Source organism: Litoreibacter sp. (assembly GCF_039974535.1).
Classification (GTDB): domain Bacteria; phylum Pseudomonadota; class Alphaproteobacteria; order Rhodobacterales; family Rhodobacteraceae; genus Litoreibacter.
Map to the genome: position 1 here is coordinate 17,648 of NZ_JBDWIU010000017.1, position 26,461 is coordinate 44,108.

General features: G+C 52.9%; 25 protein-coding genes and 1 pseudogene. 15 read left to right on the forward strand and 11 right to left on the reverse strand.

The features are described 5' to 3' along the window. Nucleotide 1 precedes the first annotated feature (1 nt). The 5 genes from ABJN86_RS17050 to ABJN86_RS17070 form a co-directional block, all read right to left on the reverse strand. Nucleotides 2–442: a MarR family transcriptional regulator gene (locus ABJN86_RS17050; protein ID WP_348377764.1), complete on the reverse strand. Its 441-nt coding sequence runs from the start codon at nucleotides 440–442 to the stop codon at nucleotides 2–4. A gap of 77 nt (nucleotides 443–519) precedes the next feature. Beyond that, nucleotides 520–3,264 carry a molybdopterin cofactor-binding domain-containing protein gene (locus tag ABJN86_RS17055; protein WP_348377766.1) on the reverse strand — a complete coding sequence of 915 codons (2,745 nt, stop codon included), beginning with the start codon at nucleotides 3,262–3,264 and terminating at the stop codon, nucleotides 520–522. Continuing rightward, complete coding sequence (locus ABJN86_RS17060; RefSeq protein ID WP_348377767.1) at nucleotides 3,261–4,088, reverse strand: FAD binding domain-containing protein; 828 nt, start codon at nucleotides 4,086–4,088, stop codon at nucleotides 3,261–3,263. Before ABJN86_RS17060 ends, ABJN86_RS17055 begins: the two co-directional genes overlap by 4 nt. Nucleotides 4,089–4,364: 276 nt before the next feature. Next, entirely contained in the window at nucleotides 4,365–4,889 is a 525-nt protein-coding gene (locus tag ABJN86_RS17065) for a peroxiredoxin-like family protein (RefSeq protein ID WP_348377768.1), read from the reverse strand. 104 nt (nucleotides 4,890–4,993) lie between these two features. Then, a complete protein-coding gene (locus ABJN86_RS17070; protein WP_348377770.1) occupies nucleotides 4,994–5,668 on the reverse strand; it encodes a TetR/AcrR family transcriptional regulator in 675 nt (224 codons plus the stop codon). A 107-nt stretch (nucleotides 5,669–5,775) separates the two neighbouring features. Between ABJN86_RS17070 and ABJN86_RS17075 the strand changes: the two genes are divergently transcribed. Then, complete coding sequence (locus ABJN86_RS17075) at nucleotides 5,776–6,426, forward strand: glutathione S-transferase N-terminal domain-containing protein (protein WP_348377771.1); 651 nt, start codon at nucleotides 5,776–5,778, stop codon at nucleotides 6,424–6,426. A 7-nt stretch (nucleotides 6,427–6,433) separates the two neighbouring features. Here the strand turns inward: ABJN86_RS17075 and ABJN86_RS17080 are convergent, their stop codons facing one another. From ABJN86_RS17080 to ABJN86_RS17090, 3 genes are all read right to left on the reverse strand, one after another. Further along, nucleotides 6,434–7,219 (reverse strand): alpha/beta fold hydrolase, encoded by a 786-nt coding sequence (locus ABJN86_RS17080; protein ID WP_348377772.1) that lies wholly within the window; start codon nucleotides 7,217–7,219, stop codon nucleotides 6,434–6,436. Further along, on the reverse strand, nucleotides 7,216–8,145 hold the full coding sequence (locus ABJN86_RS17085; RefSeq protein ID WP_348377773.1) for a hypothetical protein: 930 nt from the start codon (nucleotides 8,143–8,145) through the stop codon (nucleotides 7,216–7,218). The genes ABJN86_RS17080 and ABJN86_RS17085 overlap by 4 nt, the downstream gene beginning before the upstream one ends. 174 nt (nucleotides 8,146–8,319) lie before the next feature. Then, nucleotides 8,320–9,393, reverse strand: coding sequence for a C4-dicarboxylate TRAP transporter substrate-binding protein (locus tag ABJN86_RS17090; protein ID WP_348377775.1), 1,074 nt, complete (start codon nucleotides 9,391–9,393; stop codon nucleotides 8,320–8,322). 179 nt (nucleotides 9,394–9,572) lie between these two features. Between ABJN86_RS17090 and ABJN86_RS17095 the strand changes: the two genes are divergently transcribed. Next, nucleotides 9,573–10,082, forward strand: coding sequence for a TRAP transporter small permease (locus tag ABJN86_RS17095; RefSeq protein WP_348377777.1), 510 nt, complete (start codon nucleotides 9,573–9,575; stop codon nucleotides 10,080–10,082). A gap of 43 nt (nucleotides 10,083–10,125) precedes the next feature. Then, on the forward strand, nucleotides 10,126–11,442 hold the full coding sequence (locus ABJN86_RS17100) for a TRAP transporter large permease (protein WP_348377778.1): 1,317 nt from the start codon (nucleotides 10,126–10,128) through the stop codon (nucleotides 11,440–11,442). A gap of 2 nt (nucleotides 11,443–11,444) precedes the next feature. Here ABJN86_RS17100 and ABJN86_RS17105 read toward each other — a convergent pair whose 3' ends face one another. Continuing rightward, nucleotides 11,445–12,350 carry a LysR family transcriptional regulator gene (locus ABJN86_RS17105; protein ID WP_348377780.1) on the reverse strand — a complete coding sequence of 302 codons (906 nt, stop codon included), beginning with the start codon at nucleotides 12,348–12,350 and terminating at the stop codon, nucleotides 11,445–11,447. Between the two features lie 232 nt (nucleotides 12,351–12,582). Here ABJN86_RS17105 and ABJN86_RS17110 point away from each other — a divergent pair, with 232 nt between their 5' ends. Together ABJN86_RS17110 and ABJN86_RS17115 are read left to right on the forward strand one after the other, a co-directional pair. Next, nucleotides 12,583–13,707: an LLM class flavin-dependent oxidoreductase gene (locus ABJN86_RS17110; protein ID WP_348377782.1), complete on the forward strand. Its 1,125-nt coding sequence runs from the start codon at nucleotides 12,583–12,585 to the stop codon at nucleotides 13,705–13,707. Between the two features lie 69 nt (nucleotides 13,708–13,776). Next, nucleotides 13,777–14,712: a p-hydroxyphenylacetate 3-hydroxylase reductase component gene (locus ABJN86_RS17115; protein ID WP_348377783.1), complete on the forward strand. Its 936-nt coding sequence runs from the start codon at nucleotides 13,777–13,779 to the stop codon at nucleotides 14,710–14,712. Between the two features lie 24 nt (nucleotides 14,713–14,736). On the opposite strand, the gene ABJN86_RS17120 is transcribed toward ABJN86_RS17115, so the two are convergent. Beyond that, nucleotides 14,737–15,507, reverse strand: a complete 771-nt coding sequence (locus ABJN86_RS17120) for a 3-keto-5-aminohexanoate cleavage protein (protein ID WP_348377784.1) — start codon at nucleotides 15,505–15,507, stop codon at nucleotides 14,737–14,739. Nucleotides 15,508–15,784: 277 nt separating this feature from the next. Here ABJN86_RS17120 and ABJN86_RS17125 point away from each other — a divergent pair, with 277 nt between their 5' ends. The 10 genes from ABJN86_RS17125 to ABJN86_RS17170 all read left to right on the forward strand — a co-directional run bounded on the left by ABJN86_RS17125 (nucleotide 15,785) and on the right by ABJN86_RS17170 (nucleotide 26,060). Next, a complete protein-coding gene (locus ABJN86_RS17125; RefSeq protein WP_348377785.1) occupies nucleotides 15,785–16,864 on the forward strand; it encodes a C4-dicarboxylate TRAP transporter substrate-binding protein in 1,080 nt (359 codons plus the stop codon). A 23-nt stretch (nucleotides 16,865–16,887) separates the two neighbouring features. Then, entirely contained in the window at nucleotides 16,888–17,481 is a 594-nt protein-coding gene (locus ABJN86_RS17130; protein ID WP_348377787.1) for a TRAP transporter small permease, read from the forward strand. Continuing rightward, complete coding sequence (locus ABJN86_RS17135) at nucleotides 17,478–18,788, forward strand: TRAP transporter large permease (protein WP_348377789.1); 1,311 nt, start codon at nucleotides 17,478–17,480, stop codon at nucleotides 18,786–18,788. Before ABJN86_RS17130 ends, ABJN86_RS17135 begins: the two co-directional genes overlap by 4 nt. A gap of 239 nt (nucleotides 18,789–19,027) precedes the next feature. Continuing rightward, on the forward strand, nucleotides 19,028–19,996 hold the full coding sequence (locus ABJN86_RS17140; RefSeq protein ID WP_348377790.1) for a hypothetical protein: 969 nt from the start codon (nucleotides 19,028–19,030) through the stop codon (nucleotides 19,994–19,996). 505 nt (nucleotides 19,997–20,501) lie between these two features. Beyond that, a complete protein-coding gene (locus ABJN86_RS17145) occupies nucleotides 20,502–21,395 on the forward strand; it encodes an ROK family protein (protein ID WP_348377791.1) in 894 nt (297 codons plus the stop codon). Nucleotides 21,396–21,663: 268 nt separating this feature from the next. Continuing rightward, a complete protein-coding gene (locus ABJN86_RS17150; RefSeq protein ID WP_348377793.1) occupies nucleotides 21,664–22,710 on the forward strand; it encodes a TRAP transporter substrate-binding protein in 1,047 nt (348 codons plus the stop codon). 78 nt (nucleotides 22,711–22,788) lie between these two features. Beyond that, nucleotides 22,789–23,307: a TRAP transporter small permease gene (locus tag ABJN86_RS17155; RefSeq protein ID WP_348377795.1), complete on the forward strand. Its 519-nt coding sequence runs from the start codon at nucleotides 22,789–22,791 to the stop codon at nucleotides 23,305–23,307. Continuing rightward, the gene (locus tag ABJN86_RS17160) at nucleotides 23,304–24,596 is read left to right on the forward strand and encodes a TRAP transporter large permease (RefSeq protein ID WP_348377796.1); all 1,293 of its coding nucleotides are present in this window, start codon (nucleotides 23,304–23,306) and stop codon (nucleotides 24,594–24,596) included. Before ABJN86_RS17155 ends, ABJN86_RS17160 begins: the two co-directional genes overlap by 4 nt. A gap of 80 nt (nucleotides 24,597–24,676) precedes the next feature. Further along, complete coding sequence (locus tag ABJN86_RS17165; protein ID WP_348377797.1) at nucleotides 24,677–25,099, forward strand: cupin domain-containing protein; 423 nt, start codon at nucleotides 24,677–24,679, stop codon at nucleotides 25,097–25,099. Nucleotides 25,100–25,163: 64 nt separating this feature from the next. Beyond that, entirely contained in the window at nucleotides 25,164–26,060 is an 897-nt protein-coding gene (locus tag ABJN86_RS17170; protein ID WP_348377798.1) for a dihydrodipicolinate synthase family protein, read from the forward strand. Between the two features lie 103 nt (nucleotides 26,061–26,163). Here ABJN86_RS17170 and ABJN86_RS17175 read toward each other — a convergent pair. Next, nucleotides 26,164–26,461 (reverse strand): annotated as a pseudogene (locus ABJN86_RS17175) (phytanoyl-CoA dioxygenase); the annotation flags it as partial.

A 26,461-nucleotide genomic window follows, 5' to 3' on the forward strand; every position in this document is an offset into this window, starting at 1 on the left:
CCTACGACATTTTTCGTAACAGCTTTAGAAAGGTCGTCTGCTCTTTTGCACTTAATGGAGCGAGCGTCTTTTCGGTGATGTGCAGGCCAGCCTGCTTGAGATCATTCACAAAAGCTGCACCCTTTTCAGACAGCGTAATAATAGATCGGCGTTTGTCCACTAGGTCCGGAGTTGACTGTATTAAACCCTTCGCTCTTAGCCGATCAACAACACCTTTGATGGTGGCAACATCCATCGCGGCAAGGCGCCCCAAGTGGTTTTGGGATGCGCGTCCAACCTCTGCCAGACGTATGAGTGTACTGAACTGTGTAGGAGTTAGTTTTCCAACGATATTCGATTGAAAAATTGCTGCATGGCGCTGACTTGCTATGCGCAACATGAAGCCAACCTGCTCTTCTAGGCTGTAGTCGATATCTTCGGAGGTCGTAGTGTCTGTAGCCATGGAAAGTGTGTATATTGCTTGCCCTTACAGCACAATATCGACCCGATCCTCCCAACCCAACGATTGGGAGCATTAAGTCACCGCAGGCCATCTTCTGTCTTTGCCTTTATGGCGGCGCGCACACGTGCAGGTGTTGCCGGAACCTTCAAGATGCGCACACCAATGGCGTTGTGGATCGCGTTTAGAATAGACGGAGCGGTCGGGACCAAAACATGTTCGCCTAATCCTTTGGCACCATACGGGCCATGGGCATCGGGTTCTTCGATGATCAATGTCTCGATAGGGGGGATGTCCCCAATCGTTGGGATCAAATAATCATGCAAATTCTCGGTGCGCCCGGGAATGTATTCTTCCATCAGCGCCATTCCAATACCCTGTGCAATGCCGCCGTGAACCTGGCCCTCAACCAACATCGGATTGATGGCCTTGCCAACATCATGAGCCGCTACAAATTTGATCGGCTTGACGGTGCCAAGCTCCATGTCCACTTCGACAACAACCAAATGTGCGGCATAACCGAATTGGGCGTAAGGTTCGCCCTGACCGGTTTCATCAAGTGGTTTTGTCGGCGGATCATAGGTTTCTTCGGCGCGGAAAATGAACGCGTCTGCATCGGAGGATAGACCGCTCAATGCCAGCTCATGGGTGCTGCTCTTATCGGTTGCGCGAACCGTCCCGTCATCAAAGCTCAGTTCTGCATCACCGTCAGCATTCACACGTTCTAAAATAGAGGCTCTCAAAGCCTCACCGGATAGACGTGCCGCGTTGCCTGATACGTAAGTTTGACGCGAAGCAGAGGTTTTACCTGCATCGGGGGTGACATCTGTATCCGGCCCCACAAGTGTGACTGCGCTGACGGGGACGCCCAAGGCCGTTGCAAAGATCTGTGTGATGACTGTGTTGGCCCCTTGGCCAATATCCGTGGCCCCTTGGTGTAGCAGGATCGTGCCGTCCGCAAGAATGCCGGATTTGATCGTCGAAGGATTGGGTTGAGATGTATTGCCGGATCCGTACCAGCCGCCGGCAAGCCCAACCCCGCGCTTGCGGGTTGTCTGCGTGGCGTTAAAGTCGGCGGCGGCTTGCCTTTCGCTGTTCCATGCGGGACGCAGCGCCTCGAAGCAGGACGTGATACCGACACCTTGGGTGAAAACCTGTCCACAAACCGTGGGTGCGTTGTTTTGCAACGCATTGGTGATCCGGAAATCGAGCGGGTCGATACCTAGCTTTGCGGCCAGCTCGTCGAATAGACATTCCTGCGCAATCGCTGATTGGGGCACGCCGAACCCTCGGAATGCACCAGCAGGTGGGTTGTTGGTGTGAATGCCTCTGGATTCCGCGCGGTAATCCGCGATGTTATACGGACCAGATGCATGTATTGGGACGCGGGTGGCCACCGTTGGACCCCAGCTGGCATAGGCACCTGTGTCGAACTCTCCATAGAAGTTAAACCCGTTGATCTTACCTTCTTTGGTCGCCCCTATCTTTAGGTGAATGTCTGATGGATGACGTTTCGTAGAGCTTTGCATCGACTCCGTGCGTGTGTAATTCAGCCGTACAGGTTGGCCTGTTTTTATTGCTGCGAGCGCCAAGTATGGCTGAACCGAGATGTCGAGCTTTGCCCCAAACCCACCGCCGACCGCGGTGGGAATAATCCGAATTTGGTCGCGGTCCATGCCTAGAATTTCTTCAAGCGCATCTAGATCCATAACAGGCGCTTGAGTGCATGCGTGGATTTCAACACGCCCGTTTACGAGCTGGGCAAACCCCGCTTCAGGTTCAATATATGCATGTTCAACAAACCCACTTTGGAAATGCCCCTCAACGATGACGTCCGCCTTGGCAAGCGCGGTTTCAGGGTCGCCGCAAGCCACGAAACCACCACACATGACATTGTCGGGGCGGCCTTCATGGAGTTGGTCCGCGTCGGGAGACTGGGCCGAGGTGATATTCGTCACAGCAGGAAGTTCGATCCAACTGACAGGGAAATTCGCAGGATTAAAGGCCTGAACGGCTGCAGGCGTGCCTATGATTGCGGCGACGGCTTCACCGCGAAAGCGTACCTCGTTTTCTGCAAATACGGGTTGGTCGACAAACTGGGGGATAACGCCAAACAGGTTACGGCCTTTGATGTCTGCGGCGGTGAGAACGGCCTCAAGCCCATCCTGCGCAGTAATGAATGTATCTGTGTCACCAAGCTCAAAACGAGCGCGCGCAAAGGGTGACCGAATGACGAAAATCTCGAGTGTGCCAGCAGGAGCGACATCATCGCCAAAAGCTTGTGCCCCTGATACCTTACTCAACGCGTCTACATGCCGGATAGGGTCACCAACGTTGCCCTGTGCATTTCGTGCGACCGCTGGCGCGGCCATCACGGCATCAATGATTTTGCGGTATCCAGTGCAGCGACACAGCACCCCACCAAGGGCATCTTGCACGTCTCTTTCGCTGGGTGTGGGATTCTTGCGTAGCAAGGCAACCGCAGAGACCATCATGCCGGGAGTGCAAATTCCACATTGCGCGGCACCCATATCTTGAAATCGTTCGGCCAGTTCCTGTGTGGTGCTGTCGGTCGTGTACAGACCAGCCAACGTCTCGACGCGGCGCCCCTCCACCTGTTGAGCAGGGGTCAGGCATGCGCAAACGGGAGCGCCATCGATCAAAACGGTGCAGGCACCGCAATCGCCAGCATTACAGCCTACCTTCACATCGCGCGCGCCAAGGTCTTCACGCAGCACCTGCGACAAACGCTTACCAGCGGTGGGGGTTATCTGGACCAACCGACCATCAAGTTTGAATGTCGTAGGACTCGTGTTGTTGGTCATGCACAGGCCCTTCGAATGGCGCGTTCACACTGGGTTGCGACGACATCAAGGCGATATGCCCGACTGCCACGAACATCAGTTATAGGTGATAAACGGGATAGATGGTCTGCGGCTACCTTAACCTCCTCCGCGCGTTTGCCGATCACATCCTTTTCGAGCTGGGGCAAACGCATCGCCACGGGTGAGCAAGAGCCAACTGAAATCCGTGCATCGGTTATCAGGCCGCTCGCATCGCATGTGATAACCGCAGCAACCATGGAGATTGAGATTACAAGATATTTGCGGCTGCCCAGTTTTTCAAAGGCTGACCTTGCCTCATCCGCGATTGGGGGAATGACAACGGCTGTGATCAATTCATCTGATGCGAGGGCCGTTTGACGTGAGCCTTTAATGAAGTCTGAAAGGGGCAATACACGGCAACCGCGCTCGGCGCTGCAAAGCTCAACTTGTGCATTCAATGCCATAAGAGGCGGGACGCCATCAGCTGCGGGGGAGGCGTTGCAGATATTGCCGGCAATCGTTGCGGCGTTTTGTATTTGTACGCTACCCACCGTTTGTGCGGCTTGTTTCAGCGCATCAAACGCGGGGGGTAAGTTCGTTTTGATAACATCGGCCCATGTTGTGGCCGCGCCAATTCGGAGTGAATTTTGGTCTAGTGAAATCCCCGCAAACCCCGCGATACATTTTACATCAAGATAGGACTCGGGCTGTTCGCCCTGCCTCAATGCAGGGTAAATGTCGGTGCCACCCGCGATAATTTTGCTCGTGCCACTAGCTACAATATCGAGGGCCGAGGCTAAATCAGTGGGTTTGTGGTATGTCACCTGGATCCTTGTTTTATGCAGTGTTTACATGCAAGTGCTATTGATGGGTCGGTGTGTTTGTCAACAAAAGAACATTCGGGACAATGCTGAGCGCGGTGCAAGCGGGTGTCGTTTGGCCGACGCTTTCAAAGGAGCGGTGCCAGATCATGCCTCCGCGGATACCTGAGGTATAGAAGGTCGCGTACCCCTACCATTTAGCGCAGTGAGAGCCCCAAAAATTGTAAAAACCGCCCCTTGGAGGGGGCGGTTAATTTTCCGAACAGAGAAATCAGATTGTTATAGCGCGTAAGTGCCGCGTGGTGGGTAATCGTGCTCCAGCGCGTAAGGCACCTTGCTCAGTAGGTTGCCAAGGTCGGGGCGTGCCCACGGCATGTTGGAAATATCAGCAAGATAGAGCGACCCATCTGGTTTGATCCAGAACAGGCCGGGCTCGGTGAAGAATTCAGCTTCAACGTCTTTGAACGCTTTGGAGACCCACAAGCCCCAGTCTTTTGCTTGCTCTAGGGTCAAGCCGTAAGCCACGCGTATATTGCCGAGGTCCCATTCTTCAGCGGCTTTTGTCGCCAATGCTTCGTCGTTCATCGAGGCGATGACAACATTGAAGCCTGCTGCCTCAAAATCTGACAAAAGTGCAGACAATCCGCCGAGGTAACCCTTGCAGACCGGGCAATGGTAGCCGCGGTAGAACAAGACCATTGTGAAGTTTTTTGGCGTCTCATCCGCAAGGTCGAACGACCCACCACCGACGAGTGGCAATTTGAGTGCGGGGGCTGGTGCCGCAGGCATCAATTTTTGGCTCATGATGATCGTTCCTTACATAAGTGATCCGAGATTTGCCGCCAGGATACTGGTGCAGTGCAATGACTTGAAATCAGTTCTAATCATGGCCCGTATCAGAAACGGTTCTATTTGGTCTCGCGCGCATAAATGCGTTCAGCAATGCAGAAATACATATCCAAATTGTCGGCTATGACCTGCTCGACATCGGGTGCCACACGGAGGTTTAAAACATGCTTACGCCAGCCGTAATGCATTAGCCCGCCGTGGATTTGCCATGCGGGCTCTAACTCGGCCGCTCCGACGTAGGCCTCGTCCGGTAGACCCAACTCGACGCGGTGCTCGCGAACGAGTTGCTTCAAGATTAGCTCTTCCACGAGGTGGTTGTACCACTGATTGATGTCGGCGTCGCGAAGTCCTGCATAGTAGGACAGGCGCAGGGGGATAGGGGTGAATGCTACGTCTACATATTCGCGGTAAAACGCTTCAAAGCGATCCCGTGTTGTTTGTGATCGGTCTTTTAGTTTTGCATCCCAATCTGCATTCCAGCGCTCTAGATACACAGTTCGGTAAACTGCCTCTATTAGATCGTTCTTTGTGGGGAAATACCGGTACAGAAGTGGTTGTGTGATCCCTGCACGTTTTGCGATCTCGCGGGTGCTGCCTCCAAACCCGACCTCTGAGAAATGCTCAGATGCGGCGGAGACAATGTCCCTTGCGCGCTTGCGCGACGCTTCACGCATGGGTCTAGGGTCCGCTGCGCGAAGCGAAAGTTGTTCAACCTGATTGCTAGACTCGGTCATGGTGTCGCTTTTTAAGCTTCGAATTTCTTGTATCTTAGCCGACTTCGCATATTGTCTACAGAGAAATATTATCGTTCGATAAATTTATAGAGAGAAATGTCTAAAATATGAAGCCAAAGCTTAAATTATGGGGCCGCGCAACCTCTTACAACGTCCAGAAAGTGGCGTGGATCGTTGAGGAACTGGGTCTTGAGTGCTCAAGAATGGATGCGGGCGGGGCTTTTGGTGGCTTGGATGATCCCGAGTACATCGCGATGAACCCCAATAAGCGGGTGCCGACATTGGTAGATGGTGATCAGGTGCTTTGGGAATCCAACGCAATTTGTAGGTACTTGGCGCGAGCTTATGACGCCCAAAGTGCCCTGGCCCATGAGACGTTGATCGCCGATGCACAAGCGGACATGTGGATGGAGTGGTTTCAGAACAACGTCTACACCAACTCTATCGCACTGTTTCACCAAACCGTTAAGCTGCCGCCCAGCCAACGCTCGGCTAGCACGCGCGAGGCCGTGCTCGATGGATTAACAAACGCGTTACGAATTTTCGATGCGGCACTTAGTGGGCGTAAATTTATCCTCGGGGATCAGCTGTCGCTTGGAGATATCCCCACTGGCTCGTTTTTGTATCGCTACTTCACACTGGAGATTGAGCGCCCACCACTACCCAACCTTGAACGCTATTACGACGAGTTGAAAACTCGGCAAGCCTACAAAGATGCAGTGATGGTGGACTATAGTTCGTTGCGTGGATTGGATTAACGGAAGGCTACGGCGCTTCCGTCATTCCCAAGAAATCCATAATCGCCAAGGAGAACGCCTTGGGTTGATTAACGTTAACAATGTGCCCCGCGTCTGGGATCACCGTGAACTCGCTGTTCTTAGCCTTAGCGTCCATTTCGCGCATGGTGTCAGGGGCGGCGCCTTTGTCTTCGGAACCGGCGACAAATAAGATAGGCACATCTAAGCCACCAAGATCTTTGAGGAAATCGAGGTCTTTCAGGGCCATTGCGCAGCCATGATACCCGTCGTCGGTTGTTTTCAAGAACTCCGTCTTCATTGTCGCTACGGCATCTGGGTTCGCTTCCTTGAAGGCAGGCGTTAACCAATTGCCAAGCGATCCGTCCCAGAGGGCTGCGACACCCTTTTCTTTGATGACGGCCACTCGGTCGTCCCAACTTTGGCGGAAGGGGGCGGGGGAATCGGCACGTGCCGCTGTGCACACGATACGCTCAATGCGTTCTGGCGAATGAATACCCATTCCTAGGGCGGTCATACTGCCAAGCGAGCAACCCATCACGCTTACTTTCTCAACTCCGTTTCGGTCCAATACTCCAAAAGCATCTGCGATCAGGTCATCGAAGCTATAGGGGCTAGGCGGCGTCGCACTTTGGCCGTGCCCGCGAGTATCAATTTGAATCACCTTGTAGAACTTTTCCAACATCGCAAGCTGTGGTGACCACATCTGGGTGGTTGTCCCCAGCGAGTTCAGCAGCAAAAGCGCCGGCCCATCAGCCTTGCCGGATATTTTGGTGAAAGGTTCGTAGTTGCTCATGTTCTCTCCAGATTTTTGAGTGGGCTGACGTAAGATTTCTCGATCATTGGCATCACGTCCTGCGCAAGGCGGAGCATTGTTGCTTTGGTCATATTCGGGTCGGTTCCAATTGGGTCGACGATGTTAAGAGCGCCAAATTCACCAACGGCTTCACGCAATTCCAAGATCTCCTCGGCCACTTTGTTGGCAGAGCCTGCGATGACGACCCGATTAAGGTGTGCATCAACATCGGAATCGATCAATCCATGCTGGGCGTGCCGCGCGAAGTGGCGACGATAGGGACTGTTAGCCCCATAGGCGTATTCATTCAATGTCGCGTCATCGTCATGCACTATGATCAAGCGATTTACCTGCCACTGTGAAGGCTGAGCCCGACGAACAGCAGATGTCGCGCCATTGACGATCGCAGGCCAAACCCTTGCGACATCCTTGTCGGATAACCAACTTGGGGTCATGGGCGAATAGCCGCGCGCCGCCGCGAGACGCGCTTCACTTGAGGCTCCGGTTACGGGTAATCCGATGATTTCGGGGCGCGGCGGCTTCATCGGGAAATGGGATACTGGGATGAGTTGTTCGACGCGCGGGTCATAGGAGAAGAGTGTTTCAAACGCCTGCGCTCGGGTCTTTGATTTGGTGTCGGAGGTGGCGCTAGACATCTGGATGCCAAGGGACAATTGTGCCCCTAGTTTATCGCTGACAAGACGGACGGCCTCTTCAATTTCGCTGGGGCTAAGCGGGCCAAATGCAGCGGCATCCAACGCAATTTTCATCGTGCTGGCCGGTTTGCGTTCCGGCGCGGCGAAGTATTCAGGTGAAGTTTCAGGAAAATAGGCCAGATGGAAGTTCAAACGATCCGCGAGTGCTAGATGTTCATGCGTTCTGAACTGGGAGTCCCCGTTCGGCATTCCGATATAACCAAGTTTCATAGAGCCCTCCCAAGCGCGGCGCAGGGTCTCAACGAAAAACACTGCCCTCTAAAGTTAGAGGCAGTGAGGCAGTCAATAAAAACAACAAAAGATGCGGAGGGCTATCAACTTTGTTGAGAGGCCTGCCAAGATCAAGCTGGCGGCCCGACTAATGTCAGGCCGCCAGAGCGGTGATTACTTCAGGTCGTAAACGACAGGCCACTTGTGACCAACCGCGGTGGCTGCATCAAGATAACCCTGCATAACCTCTAGTGCGGGCTCACCACGAGAAATGGATTCTGCCATTTGCTGACGTGGGAAATCTGCGAGGCTTGAGGCCCATTCAGCGCGAACTTCTTCAGGAAGTGTTCTGAGTGTAGCGCCGTTTTCTTTCAGAGCGTTCAGGCCGAAGGCTTGCACCTGGTCCATTTTAGCACCGTTTGCGGCTTCCCATTCTGCGCCCACTTCAAGGATGATCTTGCGGACGTCTTCAGGAAGGGATGCGAGCTTTTTCTCGTTCATTGTCATCATGATGACTGGCATCGCGCCAAACCCGATCAAGGTATAATAGGGTGCAGGCTCGTAGAATTTGAAGCCGTTATAGGCTGATGGAACCATCAACCAGCCAGTGTAGACGCCAGTTTGCAAGGCAAGGTAGCCCTCTGGCAGGGTTGATTGCACAGGAATTGCATCTACGTATTCCAGCCAAGGCAAGTTCGGGCCAGCGCCGCCGATTTTAATACCCTTGAGATCTTCTACAGTGTCCCACGGGTCCTTGGTGCCTAGGTGGTAGTTGTCCCAGACGCCCAATCCCAAGTTTACTTGGTCGAATTCTTCAACCATCACTTCGGACAGCCAAGGGTTTTCGTCATATACCATGCGCGCTGCAGTAATCGCGTCGGACGAGTCCTGCGGGCCGAATGCCATATAGTAAGGGAAGTTGTGTAGGAACATTTTGGATGGCTCGAAGCAGATGCAGAAGCCGCCAATGTCGAGAATACCCTGTTGAACAGACTCGAGGGTATCTGCAACGCCAGCGATCGCGCCACCGTAGGCTTCAATAAATTCGACTTCGTGCTCGGTCTCCTCAGCAACACGACGGTTCACCTCAACAGCGAAAAAATCGGACATTGTTGTCACGTAAGGGGCGGGGCCTTTCGGGTGTCCCGAGCCTATTCGTAACGTAAATGTGTCGGCGGCTGCGGGTACCGCAGTGGATAAAAGTGCGGCGATTGTGGGAATCACGGCAAAGTTAAGCGACAGTTTCATTAGTCCTCCCAACGGGCGTTTGCCCTTTATTTCTTGCAACAAATGATGCGCGCAAACGAAGTGCGGGCCCTTTGACACCACAACTCTAGTAAATATTTATCGATTGATAAATGTTTTATTGCGCGAAATACCGTGAAGCCTTACGCTATCAAGAAATTCGTCATCGAAAGGGATTTCATATGAGATTCGGAAATATGGTCGCAGCCGCTCGACTGATCCATATCTTGTCATCGGTCTGGGTCTTCATTCTGGCACTGGTCATCTTGATAGATGTGTTCGGCCGTGTTCTGTTCCTTGCGCCACTGCCTGGCACCAAGGAGATATTGCAGAACTCTGTAATTATGGTGACGTTCTTACAAATCCCTCTAGCCATCTTCTCGGGCTCTATGTTGCGAACGACGCTGCTAACGGAAGCGCTTCCTCCCTTTGCCCAACGCATCCTACGCACCCTGACATATGCACTTGGGCTTGGTTTGTTCGGAGCCATCGCATATGCCGCGCTACCCGAGGCCTTTGAGGCCATGCGTCTGAACGAGTACGAAGGCGAGGGATCGTTGCGTATCTACACATGGCCAATCCGCTTCTTGATGGTAGCCACATCGGCCTTCGCGGCTTTCGCTTATCTGTCGATGTTGATCGCAGATTGGTCTGGCACTCTAGGCCAAGACGAAACCCTCACCAATTCCTAATTCCACAGCCTGCATCTGAGCGGATCACTTACCGGAGCCCCAAATGACGACACTTATCTTCAGCTTTCTTGCCGTGCTCATGTTGCTGGTATTTCTCGGAGTACACGTCGCCGTCGCCCTCGGCGTGGCGAGTGCCTTTGGCGTCTACCTTATGTTGGGTAGCGTCGACATTGCACTCTCTGTGCTATCAGGCACCGCTTATGAAGCTTTGCGCAAAGACATCTTCATCGTCATTCCGCTGTTTGTCTTGATGGGGGAGTTCATCAGTCGATCGGGGGCCGCCAAGGATATATATACGATATGTAACCGCGCGTTCATGAAGGTGCCCGGCTGCTTGGCGGTTGCTACAGTTTCGGGAAACGCGATCTTCGCCGCGATCACCGGCGTCTCAATTGCGTCGGCGGCGACGTTCTCTCGCTTGGCCTACCCAGAGATGGTGGCGCTTGGGTATAAGAAGAGTTTTGCGTTGGGCGTCGTTGCGGGCAGCGCGTGCTTGGGGATGTTGATCCCACCGTCGATTCTGATGATCATCTGGGCGGTTCTCACCGAGATCTCAATCGGCGCGTTGTTCATTGCGGGCTTGGTTCCTGGTCTGTTGTTGTCGGGCTTTTTCGTCGCTTACTGCATCATCGGGGCAAAAATGTACCCTGAGATGGCACCGCAGTGCTCACCAGCTGACTTCGAGTCAGTGACACCGGCGCAGCGCCGCTCAGAGCTGATCAGCAGCCTGTCTATCATAGGCCTGATCATGGTGGTTATCGGCGGTATCTGGGGTGGATTCTTGACACCCACCGAAGCTGCTGGCTTTGGCGCAATCGGAGCCTTGACCGTGGGTCTCATCAAGGGGATGCGCCGCACCGATTTACTGGATGCGATCTTCCGCGCTGGTAAAACAACTGCACCGATCATGATCTTGTTGATTGCCGCACATATGTACTCTCGCTTTCTGGCGATGGGCGGCGCGGTGACTATTATCAACGGCTCTATCCTTTCAATCAGCGATAGCCCCCTCATCATTATGCTTATGCTGTTCACGATCTGGTTGATCTTGGGCATGTTCATCGACTCCACGTCGATCATCCTTCTGACCGTCCCAATCTTCGCACCAATCGCGGCCTCTATCGGTATTGATCAGCTGGCATTTGCGATCTTTGGGATTTTGGTCATCGAAGCGGGACTACTTACGCCGCCCTTTGGGTTACTGATATTTACCGTCAAAGCGGCGGTGCCCGACGACAGCGTCACGCTGGGAATGATCTTCCGTGGGGCAATCCCGTTTTGGATTATGATCCTGGCCGTTGCGATCTTGGTTGTTGTTTTCCCAGGTCTGGCCAACTGGCTACCGCAGAGCCTTTTGTAAACCTAGCCGTGATCTAACGCGTTTTCCAATTCCTCTTGGAGTGTATCCAAGAAGGCTTGGGCAGCGCGGTTTAGCGGGCGTGCTTTGTGTGAAACCCGCATGTATTCGACGTCCAAAGGTGGGTCAGACAGAGGAGTAAACTTCCGAGTGATCCCGTCGCGATCCGCACGGCCAAGAATGCTGGGTAGGATTGAAACCCATTCAGAATTAGCCACCATGTCCAACGTCCCCAACATGGCGTCCAGCTCCATCGTTTCGGCAACTTTGATACCGTTGAGCTGAAGATATTGCTCAATGCGCGGGCGACGTGAGTTGACCTTAGCCGGCAATACTATGCGTAAAGGAGGCAGGTTCTTTAGCCCGTTCTTCACATCGCCTAATATCTCGTTGCTGCTTGAGCAAACCAGACACTCACGGTCCTTGGCCATGCTGAATGTGTCCAGCCCGTGCTCACTTGAGTGAGCGGGCACGACAGCAAAATCCAGCAGGCCTTCTGCGACTTGTTCAGACAGATTCGCGGAATACGCTTCATGGATCGACACGCGCACGTGTTTGTATTCCTGTGCGAAGCGCAGCAAAGTTGCGCTGAGAATGGAGCCGGTAAAAGTAGGCATTAAGCCCACATCAATTTGACCCGAGACTGCGCCAGACAGTTCTTTCAACGTTTCTTCCGCGCGGGCCGCAGCATTCAGCGTTTCCAAAGCCATTTTGTAAAACGTGCGGCCAGCTTCAGTTGGCTCCGCTCCGGTAGAGCTGCGATTCAGCAAAGTGACACCGTAGCGTTCTTCCAACTGCCGAACATGCATGGACAGCCCAGATTGCGTAGCATTCACGCGAATGGCACCCGCTGAGAATGAACCTTCTTCATAGACGGCTACAAAAAATTTGAGCTGTTGAATTTTCAACATGTCTTGTCCGATCAACTTCTATTTGGAGCAAGGTATCAACTTTTATACTGGAAAGTACAGGGCGTTATTAACTGATCTGAATGCCAGCGAGATCATGTCTCTGGCCTTCAGATGGACGTCGACAACCTTCCCGACATCCAGCCATCAACTAATTAGATAGGCAGCATCAAAAACTATCAGTTTTGCTTTGATTTCGCTTGCTCCAAACTGAATTGGAAGCCGAGGAGTCACCATGAAGCTGTCATTTTTTACAATGCCGATCCACCCAGTTGGAAAACCTATCGTTCAAAGTTTGAATGAGGATCGCGAGGCATTTCTGCTGGCCGATAAGTTGGGTTTCGCTGAAGCCTATTGCGGTGAACACACCACTGATCAGGCCGAAATCATCACCTCCACGGTCGCGTTTCTTGCCAGCCTTGCCTATGAGACCAAGAACATTCGCCTTGGCACGGGTACTGTTAACATGCCGAACTCGCACCCAGCTCGGGTTGCGGCTGAGGTCGCGATGTTGGACCATATGCTCGAAGGCCGTTTGAATTTCGGCATCTCGCCTGGCGGCTTGATGTCAGACGCAGAGATCTTCGGAAACCTCAAGCGCGACCGCAACGCAATGTTCCTAGAAAGCATCAACATGGTGTTGGACATCTGGGCTGGCGAGGCACCCTACAATCTTAAGGGTGAATTCTGGGACATCTCTACCGAAAATACGATGATGCCAGAAATCGGACAAGGCGAAGTCATTAAGCCGTTTCAAGCGCCGCACCCGCCAATCATCGGCACAGCAGTTGCGCCATTCTCTAAAGGTGTGACCGCCATGGCGGCCCGTGGCTGGCAACCGATCACAGCGAACTTCTTGTTGCCTAAGTGGGCGGCAACCCATTGGCCAAACTATGCAGAGGGCTGCAAAGAGGGCGGCCTTATCGCGTCTTATGATGACTGGCGCGTGGCGAAGAACATTTGTGTGGCCAAGGATCAAGAAACTGCGCGTGCATATGCCCGCGATCCGGGCAGCCCTTATGTTTTGTACTACAGCCAACTGTACACCAAGCTGCGCAAGGGCGGCCGCTTGAACCTGTTCAAAGAAGACCAGAACATGCCGGATGATGATGTGACGCTGGAATACGTTTTGGACCGTCTGATTATCCATGGTGATCCTGAATCTGTGGCGGATCAAATCCTAGAATTCCGCGAAGCCACCGGTCCATTCAAACATTTGGTCTACGCTGGCCATGATTGGACGGACTACGATTTGGGCCGCGAAAGCATGATCTTGATGGCTGAAAAGGTCATGCCGATCCTGAACGAGGCGACCAAGGCAGAACCTGCTTACTCAGAATCGACATTGACCGAAGCCTAAACAAAAATACCGGGTCGCTGCGTTTTTACCGGACGCAGCGACCCGATCCTCAATTATCAGGATGTAACCATGACCAATTCCGCAAATGACGCCGCCTTCGATCCAAAGGCCTTCCGCCGGGCACTTGGCAACTTTGCGACAGGGGTGACAATCATCACCACGGTAGGTCCTGACGGGGAAAAGGTCGGCGTAACAGCCAGCAGCTTTAACTCGCTGTCTATGGACCCGCCGTTGGTTTTGTGGAGCAGCATGAAAGAGGCGCGTAGTTGCGTTGCTTTCGAGAATGCCTCGCACTTTGCGGTGAACATTCTGGCGTCTGATCAGATGGACATGTCGAACCATTTTGCGCGCCAGCAAGATGACAAATTCGCAGGATTTGACTGGGAAGAAGGCCTAGGCGGCGCTCCGATCTTCCCGAATTGCGCCGGTCGTTTTCAATGCGAGACTTATGACAAGCTAGATGGTGGCGACCACTGGATCTTCGTAGGTAAAGTGGTTGAGTTTGACGACTTCGGTCGTGCGCCATTGTGCTTCCATCAAGGGTCTTACTCGATGGTATTTAGCCATCCTGGGACTGGGTCAAAACAGACGATCGATGTCGACAATGTGCCAAGTGACGGGCGCATGGGAAACCACAAATTCTTCATGATGCTGCGCGCAATTCGTGCGTATCAAGATCGGTACCAACCAAAAGTGACCGCTCTGGATGTGAACCTAATCGAGTCGCGCAGCCTTCTGGTTTTGAGTGATATTTCAGGCCTGAACGAAGAACAGTTGTCTATCCATGTTAACACTCCGTTTCAGGAAGTGAATGAAGCCGTGGTGAACTTGTCCAATCGTGGCATGATCGTAAAGCAGGACGGTGTCTTGGCGCTGACACAAGCTGGCCAAGACAAAGCCGCTGAATGCTGGGAAGTTGCTAGCGCGCATGCGGATGACGCTTTCGGCGATTTTACGGACGATCAAATGAGCACATTTACGACTGTTTTGAAGGGGCTGCTCTAGCCCCTTCCTCCCCCCTCGCTCCAGCTAGTTCTGTAGTGCGGCGGCAACTTCGCGCACGCGCATAGCGTTGTCGTCTGCGAGGGATCCGTCTTTGTTCCAAAAAGAATTTTCGAACCCAACGCGCGCCTTGCCGCCGTGTTTTGCGGCTCGTGCTAGATTGTCGGTCTCATCGGTACCAAACGCGCAGAGCATCCAGTCAAACGTCATTCCATCAGCCTTGTCCAATTCGGCCAGATAGTCGCTCAACGCTGTTTGACCCTCGGAGCCATGTGCGTAGGTCCCTTGCACCAGTTGGATCAGATGAGACTTACCTGGAACCAACCCTTTATCTAGGGCGGACACAAAGCCCCGTACTTCGTCGGGAGAGTAAAGGATGTGCTGAATGTCGACTTTGGATGCGAGTGCCCATTCGTAAAATTCCTGCGCTTCACCCCAATCGGAGTCTTGGCGGACCATTTCGCGCACCGCGACAGACACATGCGCCGGAACCAGATCGCGCATCATCGCGCGCTGTTCGGCGCCGGTATATCGTTCCGCGGATTCTGAGGTGACCTGATGATACATATCAGGAGTGGCGTCGTGCAACTGATCAAGAATGGCGCGGTAATGCCCTGTATCGATCTCGTGTTTTCCGCCCGCGTCGCGAATATGCACATGGATGCCATCTGCGCCAGCGGCCTGACAGGCAATCGCAGTTTCAACCACCTCTACATCGGTGACAGGCAGGGCAGGATGATCAGATTTCGTGTGTCGCGCCCCGTTTGGTGCAACCATAATTTTGGGGAGTGGTTTCATTGATCTGGTCCAATCTGCGTCGAAATAGATGTCTGTCTTGCTAGCGATTTAGCGCTGCAGAAGCGGCGAGAGCAATCAATATGAAACCATAGGTAATATCCAAAAATCTGATGGGCGGCCTTGGGTAAAACCTCATAGCGGCTACAACGCTTTCTAATGCCTTGGGCTGTTTAACCTCTGCTACCGTGATGGCGCGCAAGCGCGCTTGTGCCTCGCATGAATGAAGACGCTTAGTTGCGTTTTCATGACCTCAGCTAGGCACCAAAGGGAGGGAAAAATGAAAACCAATCGCAAACACATGCTGGCTATGGCCGCAACATTCGCCGCTGCAGGAACCATGATTCCACAAGGCGTCTCAGCACAAGAAACCATCAATGTCACGGTTCTGTCTGGCTACACGGATCGGACGGCTTGGATCAAAAACCTCAAGGACTTCTGGATGCCAGAAGTGAACGCGCGGTTGGCTGAAACTGGGAACTACAAGCTGAACTATACCGAAGCCTTTGGCACTGTGGTTAAGCCACGCGGCGAGTTTGAGGGTGTTCAGCGTGGCATCGGCCAAGTTGGTCTCGTGGTTACCGCATTCCACACTGATAAGGTGCCATTATCCAGCGTTTCATACGTAACCCCATTCGTGAGCGTCGATCTTGGTGTCACGTCGCGCATCAATGACGAGCTCACATTCTCGATCCCTGAAATGCGCGAGGGGTGGGAGAAGTTCAACCTTGAGTTTCTAGGTCATATGGGGGCCATCAAATCTTACAACGTGCTGTCCACCGATCCAATTGACAACCTCGACGACTTTGAAGGTATCAAGGTCTCAGGCGCTGGATTGAACCTGCGTTGGCTTGAAGGGTTGGGGGCGACTGGCGTTCCAACGGCGTTACCAAATTTCTACCAAGAGGTTAGCAGCGGCGTGTCAGACGCTTTGGTCGGCTGGGCTGATGTAGTCGGCGCCTTTAAACTTTGCGAAGCCGCGCCACACTTCCTGTCGGCTGACATGGGCGCAGTTTCAAACTTCGCGCTGGTCGCGAACAAGCCGTGGTTCGAGGGGCTACCCGAAGAGGTCCAAAATGCCATCCGCGAAGTAACTCCGCTATACGGGGATCGCTTGGCCGAAGTGACAACTGCTGGCGATGCAAAAGGTCGTCAGGCTTGCGTAGATCAAGGCGGCACAATTCACGAGCTCTCTGCAGACCTACGTCAAGAATGGGCCGATACTTTGCCCAACATTGCGCAGGAATGGGCACAAGCAGCTGAAGGCAATGGCCTTCCAGGAACTCAAGTCCTGAAGGCATATATGGATTTGATGCGCGAAGCGGATCAACCCATCGCACGCCACTGGGACCGCAACTAAGACACTAAATATAAGGTTGCGCCATGACACTTCCGGACGCCCAAGCCCCACAGCCGCTACTTAGGCGTGCCGTTCAAAAACTAAGCTGGTGCCTTGGCATGGCGGTGACGTCGATGAACGCATTGGGGACGATGATTATCATTGTGATGATGGTGTTGATCTGTGCGGATGTCGTCGGGCGCAACCTTTTCGCGACATCCCTTCCGGGGGTGATCGAACTGGCGGAACTGGGCATAGTATCTTTGGTGTTTCTACAGATTGCAGACACGTTGCGATCTGGGAAGTTGATGCGCTCTGATGTCTTGATCAATACAATCGTGGCCAAGTATCCACGTGTAGGCGCTTTCATGAACCTGTGCTTCGATACCACTGGCGCGTTGCTGTTTTACTTTATCGCCAACGGCGCGTTCGAGCGCTTTTGGGACGCGTGGCGTGGCGGGTTCTATCTTGGAAACCAAGGATCATTCACCGCCCCAACATGGCCGATGGAGTTATGTGTCGCTATGGGGTCGGCGCTGATGTGCGTGCTGTTTATCACCCATGCGTTGGTTCATCTGGCTCGCCTGTTTGGAGTGCCCATGGTCACGGCCCAACCAGCGGAAGGATCCCAACAATGACCGGCCTAGAGATGGGGATTCTGTCGACAGGTTTGATCCTGCTTTTCGTCATTCTGGGCATGTATATCCCCGTCGTCCTGACCCTGATCTCCTTGGTTGGGGCGTGGATGATCACCAGCAATTTCGACATTGCGATCTTCTTACTGACCCAAAAATCTGTCGAGACCATTTCGAACCAAGAGTTTGCGGTGATCCCCCTGTTTGTCTTGATGGGATTGTTGGTTTCTGTATCCGACATCGCGCGTGAGACCTTTGGGGTGGCGAATTTTATATTCCGCAAAATTAGCGGCGGCCTTGGGGTCGCCACTATCGCGGCCAACGCTGTTTTCGCATCAATCACCGGAGTTAGTATCGCCTCTGCTGCGGTGTTCACCAAGGTCGCGGTCCCTGAAATGATCCGCTTCGGGTATCACCCGCGCCTCGCGGTGGGGATCGTTGCGGGTAGCTCGGTTTTGGGCATGCTGATACCCCCGAGTATCTTACTGATCGTCTATGCGTTCATTGCACAGGTGTCGGTTGGATCCCTATTTGTAGCCGCGATCATCCCGGGATTTATCTTGGCTGGTTTCTACGCGGTGTTCATTCTCGCCATCGGTAAATACCGACCCGAGTGGGTTGGGGCAGGGCATGCGGCCGCCCAAAGTGAAGCCGACGAACACATGACTGTTGGAACGGCCTTAAAGCTATTGGCCCCGATTGTTGGCCTCGTCATACTCGTTATCGGTGGCATCTACGGGGGGATATTTACTCCGACAGAGTCTGGTGCAGTGGGCGCCGCAGGTGCCTTGGTCTTAACCTTGGCCAAGCGCCGGATGACATGGGGCAAGTTCTGGAAAGTCGTCGTCGACACTGGCCATGTCACGGCGTCGATTTGTTTCATGATCATCGCTGCCAGCATGTATTCATCGATGCTAGGCCTGTCTGGGGTTCCAACCGAATTGCAAAATTGGGTTGTCTCGTCTGGGTTTAGTGTCGTGGCCCTGATCTGCGTCTATATTGCGATTGTAATCATCTTGGGAACATTGCTTGATTCCGTCTCGATCATCTTGATTGTGCTTCCCATCTTTATTCCGCTCTTGGAGTTCTTTCAGTTGGACCTCGTTTGGTTCGGTGTCTTGTCTATCATTGTCGTCGAGATCGGGTTGCTGACACCGCCATTGGGCATTGCGGTATTTGTGGTTAAGAGCTGCCTCCCAGATGATGAAATATCATTAAGAGACATATTCTTAGGGGCTATGCCCTTTGGTCTAATCATGTTGTTCGTTGCAGTGCTGATCACAGTCTTCCCAGCCTTGATTGTGTATTGAACTGTTTGACGATCGGCTCAGGAACATGGCTCAAAGCGGAGCACAACTTTTCCTGATGATTGCTTGAATATCTTATGATGAGGCCACTCGAAGGGGCCTGTGCATACTCGTCGAAGACCCAAACTCGCGGATTCAGTCCGGCGATGATTTGGGGGTTTGGTCCCATGAGACCAAAGGGGAGGAAGACCAGAGCGAGGGAGGCTAACGCCGGCTCAAGGTCAAAAATAGAGAGGAATATTATGTTTAAGAAAGCATCCATCGCCGTTGGTATGATGTTAGCACTTGCGGCCCCTGCTGTCGCACAACAGGAGCTAAAAGCTGCTATGGTCGCCGCCATGGGAGAGGCTATTGAAGACGACCGTTACCCAGGCGTCATCACCAAATACGGCCTGCCCGCACCAGATTTGTCTAACCCGACATTGGTGAACTCGCGTGACCACCCATACCCTGAGGCAACCGAGGGTTCACTGCTGTCCCATGTTCTCAACACAAAGAGTTTCCGCATCGGTTGGATCGGTGTTGGCGCGCCATGGGCAATCCCTAGCGAGGCGGATGCATCCATCCCCGAAGGGCTGTCGGTCGATTACTGGCACATCATGCTTGAGAAGCTGAACAATCACTACGACACGGACATCAAGTTGGATTGGGTGGAATATACAGACTCTGCGGGTAACAATGACATGTACCGCTGGCTGGCTACATCTGATGACCTCGATTGCACAGCCGAAGGGCGCGAGGTTAACGGGTGTTACGACGTGATTGGTGGCGCATATGCTATCAACAAGCGTCGCAAAGGTATCTCTGATATCTCCCCTGCGTATTACCCGTTGAATATGTCGGTCGTGCGTACCAATGTCCCGCTGCCTGATGGTGTTGGCCCGCTGAACACGGCTGATGAAATCCGCGCGGCGATGGCTGACCCGAAGATCAACATTGTTCTCGCAGGCTTGCCGGATACTGGTGAAGATTCCATTTTGTCGAACTTCACCAAAGAATATGGGGATACTTTCACCCATATCGACCGGACGCCGGGATCTAAAGTTATGGAGTTTGCCCAAGATTCCAAAGAGGCACACTTCGTTCTGGGAACAAACGTACGCATGGCGTCCATGCGGTTCTCGCTGCCTGAACTCTGCTCCAACTGCGATATCATTCCGAACCTGACCATCTTTGGCGGCGTTGGGTTTGCAACCGCGTTGACGGAGTAAAGGCGAACGGAACGCAATACCTATCCGTCTGGTAACAGATCTCGGTCCAGACATTAAAAATTCGGCGCACAGGGTATTCAATTGCCTTGTGCGCTGATCATCTAAATCTCAGACCTTTAGAATACCGCCGCACGCTCTATAATGTAATATAGGCGAGGGAAGCCATGACTTCCCCATAGAGAAGAGCGGCGTCTTGAAGTCAGATACACCAACCATAAAGCGACAACATCTTCGTAACATTCGGACCAGTAACAGGGCGCGGATACTACAGGTGTTACGTGGACCCGGTCCAGTGTCACGACAAGAACTAGCCGAACGCCTTGATCTAACGCCGGCGACAATGTCTCGTATATCCAAGGATCTGATCGCTGACGGTATATGTCACGAAACCCCTCTTGCTCGAGATGGGACCCACCGTGGCAGACCCAGCAGGGCCCTGTGCATCAACCCGCAAGGCGGGTTACTCATTGCGATTAGCATTTCATCCTTTTCAAGGATGATTTCCGTGATCGACATCTCTGGTCAGCAACATGAGCAGACTAAAATTCCTAAGCACGTGACCTGCACTGGTCACGACACCGTAGAGTTTGTCGGTAAATATATCGACGGGTTGGTGTCAGCCAACAAGCTGGATCGTCGACTTATTCTTGGCGCGGTAATGACGATCCCAGGGTCAATTAACCTGCAATCTGGCTTTTTGACGAAGTCAGTCTTGTTGAACTGGCCTGAATTCGCGATTGAGGAGCGCCTGTCAGAGAGGTTGGGGTGCCACGTGCGTGTTGAGAACAATGGCGATGCCTTGTGCCGGCACTTCATGGATACGCATCAAGTCGTTGATGAGCAGCACTCTTGTGTATTCTTGGCTCACGTTTCCGAAGGCATGGGCGCAAGTATCGCCATGGGTGGTCGAATAGTCAGACGTCTGGCAGATGAGGGGTGGATCAACGACATCAAGATATCCGCCTCACCGTCAAACGGCGACAATGCGCAAAGGTTAGGTGATCTTACGTCTGGTCGTGCGATCTTGCGTTGCGCTCTAAAGGCGAATGAAGCGGTTAAAAGGAACGGCGTTGAATTCGGTCCCATGATTCAAGAAGCCGTTGCTCTTGCCAATCAAGATGCCGGCTCGATCGCCTCTACTTTTTATGACCGCGGGTGCATATTGGGGGCAAACCTTGTTCCGTTGACGACAGCGATTGCACCAGAAGTTATCGTTCTAGCGGGGCCAGTGCTGGGTGCACAGGTGTATTCGCAGGGCGTGAGGGCAGGGTACGAAAAAGCTGTGGCTGAGATGAATTTGCAGCCCAGCAAAATCATCGTAAGTGACGCGAGCTATAGCGATGCCGCTGAAAACTTAGCGCTTCATGATTTTTTCCTCTCGGGTGCATATCACGGCTAACCACGAGCATGACTCTTTCTGCTTCGCTGAAATCTGCGAATCTTACGTGAACTCAAAAATCGCATCACGCTAATTTTATTGGCACTTATCAGCGCTCTACGGCTTCGTCTGTAACTCCCGGAGAAACTATCTTGACAGGAGGTTGTTTCGAAAACTACATTTAATTACATCATGTAAATTATCATGAGTGAATGCTGAATATCAACCAATGGAACTGCTGCGGGGCGGAGAAGGTCGCGCGGCACATCACTTTCCTGGGGAGAAAAAAATGCTAACGAGAAGAAAATTACTCAAGACTGGCACAGCCTTTGCAACAGCAGGGGTTGCATCACCGTTTGTCATTACGTCCGCACGAGCTGCGGCAGATCACAAATTGACGTTCGGCCATACATTTGGCGCCGCGACCGAACAGTATATGATTACAGGCCTGTCACAGTTCAAAGAAGCCGCTGAGCGCTATTCAAACGGAGCGCTTGAAGTCGATATCCACGAGGCCGGTAGCCTTGGCGGGCAAAATGTTCTGCCACAAAAGGTCCTGACAGGCGCGGTGCAAGGATGCCAGTTGTCCACTGGTAACTTTGTAAACTACTCAGAAGTCTACAATATTCTCGATTTCCCATTCCTGTTCAATTCGAATGATTCCTTCGAGAACGCGATCCAAACCGAAGAATTCCGCAACTCTGATTTCCTCAGCCGACCAGCGTCCAGTGGGTTCCAAGTGGTTCCTGGCATGTGGGCTAACGCTGGTTTCCGCGTATTGGGCATTTCGAACAAAGTAGACCGTACAGTGCGTAGTCCAGGCGATTTGGAAGGCCTGAAAGTCCGTACAAACGGTACGCGTGTTGAAGACGTCATGTTCAACCTCACCTCCGCCAACCCTGTCTCGATTGCATGGGGCGAAGCCTATCAAGCAATGCAACAAGGCGCCGCTGACGCCCTTAGTGTTGGCTTGGGTCCCCTGACCGCCAGCAAAATTTACGAGACGTTGAGCAGTGCGACAATGTACGAGCTGAACTTCAACTGCCACATCACAGTGCTGGATCGTAACTGGTACGCGGCTTTGCCTGATGACATCCAAGCAGCCATCATGCGCGCGGGTGCGGAAAGCTATGAATTCCAACGCAAGCAGCAACTGGCAGCTAACGAAGAGATGGTTAAACTTTGGACTGACTCAGGCATCGAAGTCATCACGCTGTCGGACGATGAGAAGTCCGAGTGGGTATCCGCAATGGGCCACCAACGCAGCGAATATGACGAGTTGAAAGACGCGTTCGGCCGCGAGGCGTTAGATACCGTCGTCAGCTTACAAGGCTAATATCCTTCGCGGCGGGGGCTAATTCCTTCCCGCCGCGACAGCCACCAAATATGCCTCCTCGTGAAAGTAACCTTCCAGATGCAAACTGAAGCCCACAGCAACGGGTTCGTTCGTTTTATCGACGGATCCCTTGTGAAGATATTGGTCGTCTCGGCCTACGCGTATTTCTTCCTGATCATCTTGTCAGAAGTTTTCATGCGGTACTTTTTCGCACATTCAACCAATTGGGGAGAGATGACCGCGCGGTACTCCTTCGTATATTTCGCCTATATCGCCGCCGCTGAAGCCTTTCGTCATGACGAGCACATTCGTATTGACCTGTTGCCAAACAAGCTGGGACCAACGGGGCGTAAGGCGCTGGAAACATACAGTGACTTCCTCTGTATCCTAATCTCGATCGCGGTGATCTACTACTCGATCAAGCTGATGAACATCCAGCAGATGGCCAACATTCGCATGCATGCTTTGCCGTTGAATATGTCATGGGCGCAACTCGCACTGCCAGTTGGTTGGGGCTTGATGATCATACGAATTTTGCAACGGGCGCAGCGGAGGTTTTTCCCGAAACCTGAATTTGATGGAGGGATTACAGCGTGATTGATCTCAGTAACATGCAAGTCGCATCAATCGTCATCGTGTTGATGTTGATCCACCTCGTCATAGGTCTGCCGTTGTTCATTGTGCTCGCTATGGGGTCGCTATCACTGATGCTGCTGACGGGCGCATACTCATTGAGCAGCCTTAGCACGACATTGTTTGCCTCCCTCGACAGCTGGGCACTGCTTGCCTTGCCACTGTTCATTTTGGCGGGAGAGATCATCTCTCGCGGCCGAATAGCTCGTGACCTCGTCGGGTTGGGCGAGGCGCTCGTCGGGTGGCTCAAAGGCGGCTTGGGGATGGCGACTATCTTCGGGTGTTTCTTCTTTGCAGGCACCAGTGGGTCAAGTTCTGCTGACACAGTTACTATCGGCAAAATCATGGTGCCAGCCTTGACTGACCGCGGATACAACAAGAGCTATGCGGCCTCGCTCGCAGCATCTGGCGGTATCTTGGGCGTGATCGTGCCGCCAAGCTTGATATTTATCATCTATGGCATCGCGACGGGCACCTCGGTGGGCGATTTGTTCATCGCTGGCGTAGTACCGGGTTTGTTGGTCGCATTGAGCTTATGTGTTGCGAACTACATCGTGTGCTCTTTCTCAAGCTGGGGTGCGAGTGAGCGCACGCCGTTCTCAGGCTCGAAGGCGTTAACTGCGATCTGGCGCGCACGCTATGGTTTTGGCGCACCCTTTGTTATTCTCGGTGGCATTTATGGGGGGTTCTTTACACCCACAGAGGCCGCAGCCGTTGCGGTGTTCTACGTGATGGTTGTCGAGCTGGTGATTGTCCGCGAAGTGAGCTTCAAAGAGATCGGAAGCATTTTTCTCAACGCGTCCAAAACCACGGGTATTCTAGCACCAATCATCGCTTTCTCGATCTTGTTCGCTGAAGTTCTGGCAGTTCTTCGAGTGCCCGGAGCGATTGTTGAGGCGTTCACCTCATATGGAACAGGCCCTGTGACTTCGGTGGTTCTGATTGTCTTGATGCTCTTGCTCGTAGGTTGCTTGTTGGAACCTATCGCGGCGATCCTTGTGATCATGCCGATCCTCTACCCCATTGGGCAGCAGCTTGGATTTGATCCGGTACATTTCGGCGTGTTCGTGGTTACGACCTTATCGGTTGGCTTCATCACCCCGCCGGTGGGGATCAATTTATTCGCGGCCTCAGCGGTCAGTGGAGAACCCTTCATGCGCATTGCTCACAAGGCATTTCCTGCCTTCGGTGCCTTGATCGTGGTTTGCTTCGTGATCGCCTTCTCACCGTCGCTGATCTTGTGGTTCCGATGAACATATTGGGCACCGCAAAAAACCTTAACGCGCTGTCTTTCTGCGCACTTAATTCAAATGCCAACTGAAGGAGATATTCTATGGCCCCTCCCAAATCAATCAACCACCTGAAATACGCAAACCTGCCGCAGGTTGCACGGGGTATTGGAATCGTTAATCAACCAATCGCCAGCAAAGAGATCGGTGCGCGGTCACTGCATTCCGGCATCACTGTTATGCCCGCCAAAAGCGCTGTTCCGCCTCACATCCACAATGCTGAAGAGCAGGTCACTGTGCTTGAAGGCACGATGCGGATCATTTTGGACGGCGACAAAGAAGTCTTTTGCAGCAAATACGATTCCACCTTTATCTCCCCCGGTGTTCAACACGAGTTGATCAATGACACCGATGAAGAGGTCATCGCCATGGTGATCTATGGCAGCGCAAACGTGAACCGGACATTCTCGGAAACGGGTGAAACCGTCGAAATCGGCTCAGATCGCGACAAGTTTCCTGCAAACTAACTGCGATACGCAGGATGCAATCCGTCTCCCTAAGGCCTTGCATCCTGCAACTAAGGAGAACCCTGTGACACCTGAAACGATTGGCCAAAAGGGCGGGCTTTATTGCTACCTGATAACCCCCTTCAACGAGGCGGGGAACGTGGATTTCGCGACTTTGGAACGCTACACCGACGCCATCATATCCGGCGGTGCAGATGGTGTGACATGTGTGGCAAGCACGACAGAAGGGGTCTATCTTACTGAGGCCGAACGTTTCGCGGTCACCAAGGCAGTGTGTGATACCACCGACGGGCGCGTGCCCGTGAATGTGGCTGTTGGTGACTTCTCAACACGGCAGGTCAACCATTGGGCGGATCAAGCTCAGAAAGTCGGGGCGTCTACATTGATGCTCGAGATGCAAACTTATCTGCCGGACATTCATTTTCAAGACGTGATCCAGCACTACCAATCGGTTTCTGACAACGTTGATATTCCAATCCGGCTCTACAATATTCCGCGGACCACGCGGTACGACATGACGCCAAAGATGATTGCAGAGCTTGCAGCGGTAGATGGGATCGATTCCGTAAAAGACGCCACCGGAGACCCGCACAGAGTTCGCGACATTATCGCCCTAACGGGGGATCGTTTCGCGCTCTACACTGGCCTGCATTTTGTCGCTCGCGAAAGCTACAAATACGGGGCAATTGGCTGGGAAGCAGCATACCACCCGCTTTTCAACGACGACATGGTAACGCTGCACCAGCAACTGCGGGCAGGGGATGCAGCAGCGGCCACACTCTACAAAAAGATGGAGCCGCTTTTCGTCTTCTTCCGCCAATACGGCGTGCCTCAATGCATTCGCGCGATGTCTGCATGGTCCAATCTGAATTTAGGTCAGGCCCGCGCACCTTTGCCCAACCTTTCGGAACAGCAATCGAGCCAGCTCAAATCCCTTATGATGGATTTGAAATACATTTAGCTCTGGATCACGTTGCAGTCACAATTTCGAACTCTGCACTACCCTGAAGCAAGACCATCGGGATTGTCATTTTTCATCCCGTTTCTTGATAGGCGGTATAGCTTCAAGCGCGTTGTTTTTCGGTCATCATATCAAGATGAGCATTGAAATCGGTTTCTGAAACCTCCTCACCAAGTGCGCGCAACACGTAGGCTTGCTGGCTTTCCGGAGCGAGACCGCCAACGGGTGGGTCGCGATCCAGACTTGTCGGAAATGGATACCCTTCTGCCGTAGCACCGATGGCGGCACGCAGTTCCGATGGGGTCAGGGAGCCTGATTGATGTGCCTTCAAAGCATGGGAATAAATCTGTTTGCACATTGCCTTTCGGTCAACCGCTTCCAACACCCGCCCCATGGCCGAT

What these genes read in the sequence shown, in the direction of transcription:
- ABJN86_RS17110 (WP_348377782.1), top strand. Translation starts at nt 12,583, where the DNA reads ATGAAGCTGTCATTTTTTACAATGCCGATCCACCCAGTTGGAAAACCT.
- ABJN86_RS17150 (WP_348377793.1), top strand. Translation starts at nt 21,664, where the DNA reads ATGCTAACGAGAAGAAAATTACTCAAGACTGGCACAGCCTTTGCAACA.
- ABJN86_RS17115 (WP_348377783.1), top strand. Translation starts at nt 13,777, where the DNA reads ATGACCAATTCCGCAAATGACGCCGCCTTCGATCCAAAGGCCTTCCGC.
- ABJN86_RS17155 (WP_348377795.1), top strand. Translation starts at nt 22,789, where the DNA reads ATGCAAACTGAAGCCCACAGCAACGGGTTCGTTCGTTTTATCGACGGA.
- ABJN86_RS17090 (WP_348377775.1), bottom strand. Translation starts at nt 9,393, where the DNA reads ATGAAACTGTCGCTTAACTTTGCCGTGATTCCCACAATCGCCGCACTT.
- ABJN86_RS17075 (WP_348377771.1), top strand. Translation starts at nt 5,776, where the DNA reads ATGAAGCCAAAGCTTAAATTATGGGGCCGCGCAACCTCTTACAACGTC.
- ABJN86_RS17140 (WP_348377790.1), top strand. Translation starts at nt 19,028, where the DNA reads ATGTTTAAGAAAGCATCCATCGCCGTTGGTATGATGTTAGCACTTGCG.
- ABJN86_RS17165 (WP_348377797.1), top strand. Translation starts at nt 24,677, where the DNA reads ATGGCCCCTCCCAAATCAATCAACCACCTGAAATACGCAAACCTGCCG.
- ABJN86_RS17120 (WP_348377784.1), bottom strand. Translation starts at nt 15,507, where the DNA reads ATGAAACCACTCCCCAAAATTATGGTTGCACCAAACGGGGCGCGACAC.
- ABJN86_RS17100 (WP_348377778.1), top strand. Translation starts at nt 10,126, where the DNA reads ATGACGACACTTATCTTCAGCTTTCTTGCCGTGCTCATGTTGCTGGTA.
- ABJN86_RS17095 (WP_348377777.1), top strand. Translation starts at nt 9,573, where the DNA reads ATGAGATTCGGAAATATGGTCGCAGCCGCTCGACTGATCCATATCTTG.
- ABJN86_RS17130 (WP_348377787.1), top strand. Translation starts at nt 16,888, where the DNA reads ATGACACTTCCGGACGCCCAAGCCCCACAGCCGCTACTTAGGCGTGCC.
- ABJN86_RS17125 (WP_348377785.1), top strand. Translation starts at nt 15,785, where the DNA reads ATGAAAACCAATCGCAAACACATGCTGGCTATGGCCGCAACATTCGCC.
- ABJN86_RS17085 (WP_348377773.1), bottom strand. Translation starts at nt 8,145, where the DNA reads ATGAAACTTGGTTATATCGGAATGCCGAACGGGGACTCCCAGTTCAGA.
- ABJN86_RS17135 (WP_348377789.1), top strand. Translation starts at nt 17,478, where the DNA reads ATGACCGGCCTAGAGATGGGGATTCTGTCGACAGGTTTGATCCTGCTT.
- ABJN86_RS17070 (WP_348377770.1), bottom strand. Translation starts at nt 5,668, where the DNA reads ATGACCGAGTCTAGCAATCAGGTTGAACAACTTTCGCTTCGCGCAGCG.
- ABJN86_RS17065 (WP_348377768.1), bottom strand. Translation starts at nt 4,889, where the DNA reads ATGAGCCAAAAATTGATGCCTGCGGCACCAGCCCCCGCACTCAAATTG.
- ABJN86_RS17055 (WP_348377766.1), bottom strand. Translation starts at nt 3,264, where the DNA reads ATGACCAACAACACGAGTCCTACGACATTCAAACTTGATGGTCGGTTG.
- ABJN86_RS17080 (WP_348377772.1), bottom strand. Translation starts at nt 7,219, where the DNA reads ATGAGCAACTACGAACCTTTCACCAAAATATCCGGCAAGGCTGATGGG.
- ABJN86_RS17050 (WP_348377764.1), bottom strand. Translation starts at nt 442, where the DNA reads ATGGCTACAGACACTACGACCTCCGAAGATATCGACTACAGCCTAGAA.
- ABJN86_RS17105 (WP_348377780.1), bottom strand. Translation starts at nt 12,350, where the DNA reads ATGTTGAAAATTCAACAGCTCAAATTTTTTGTAGCCGTCTATGAAGAA.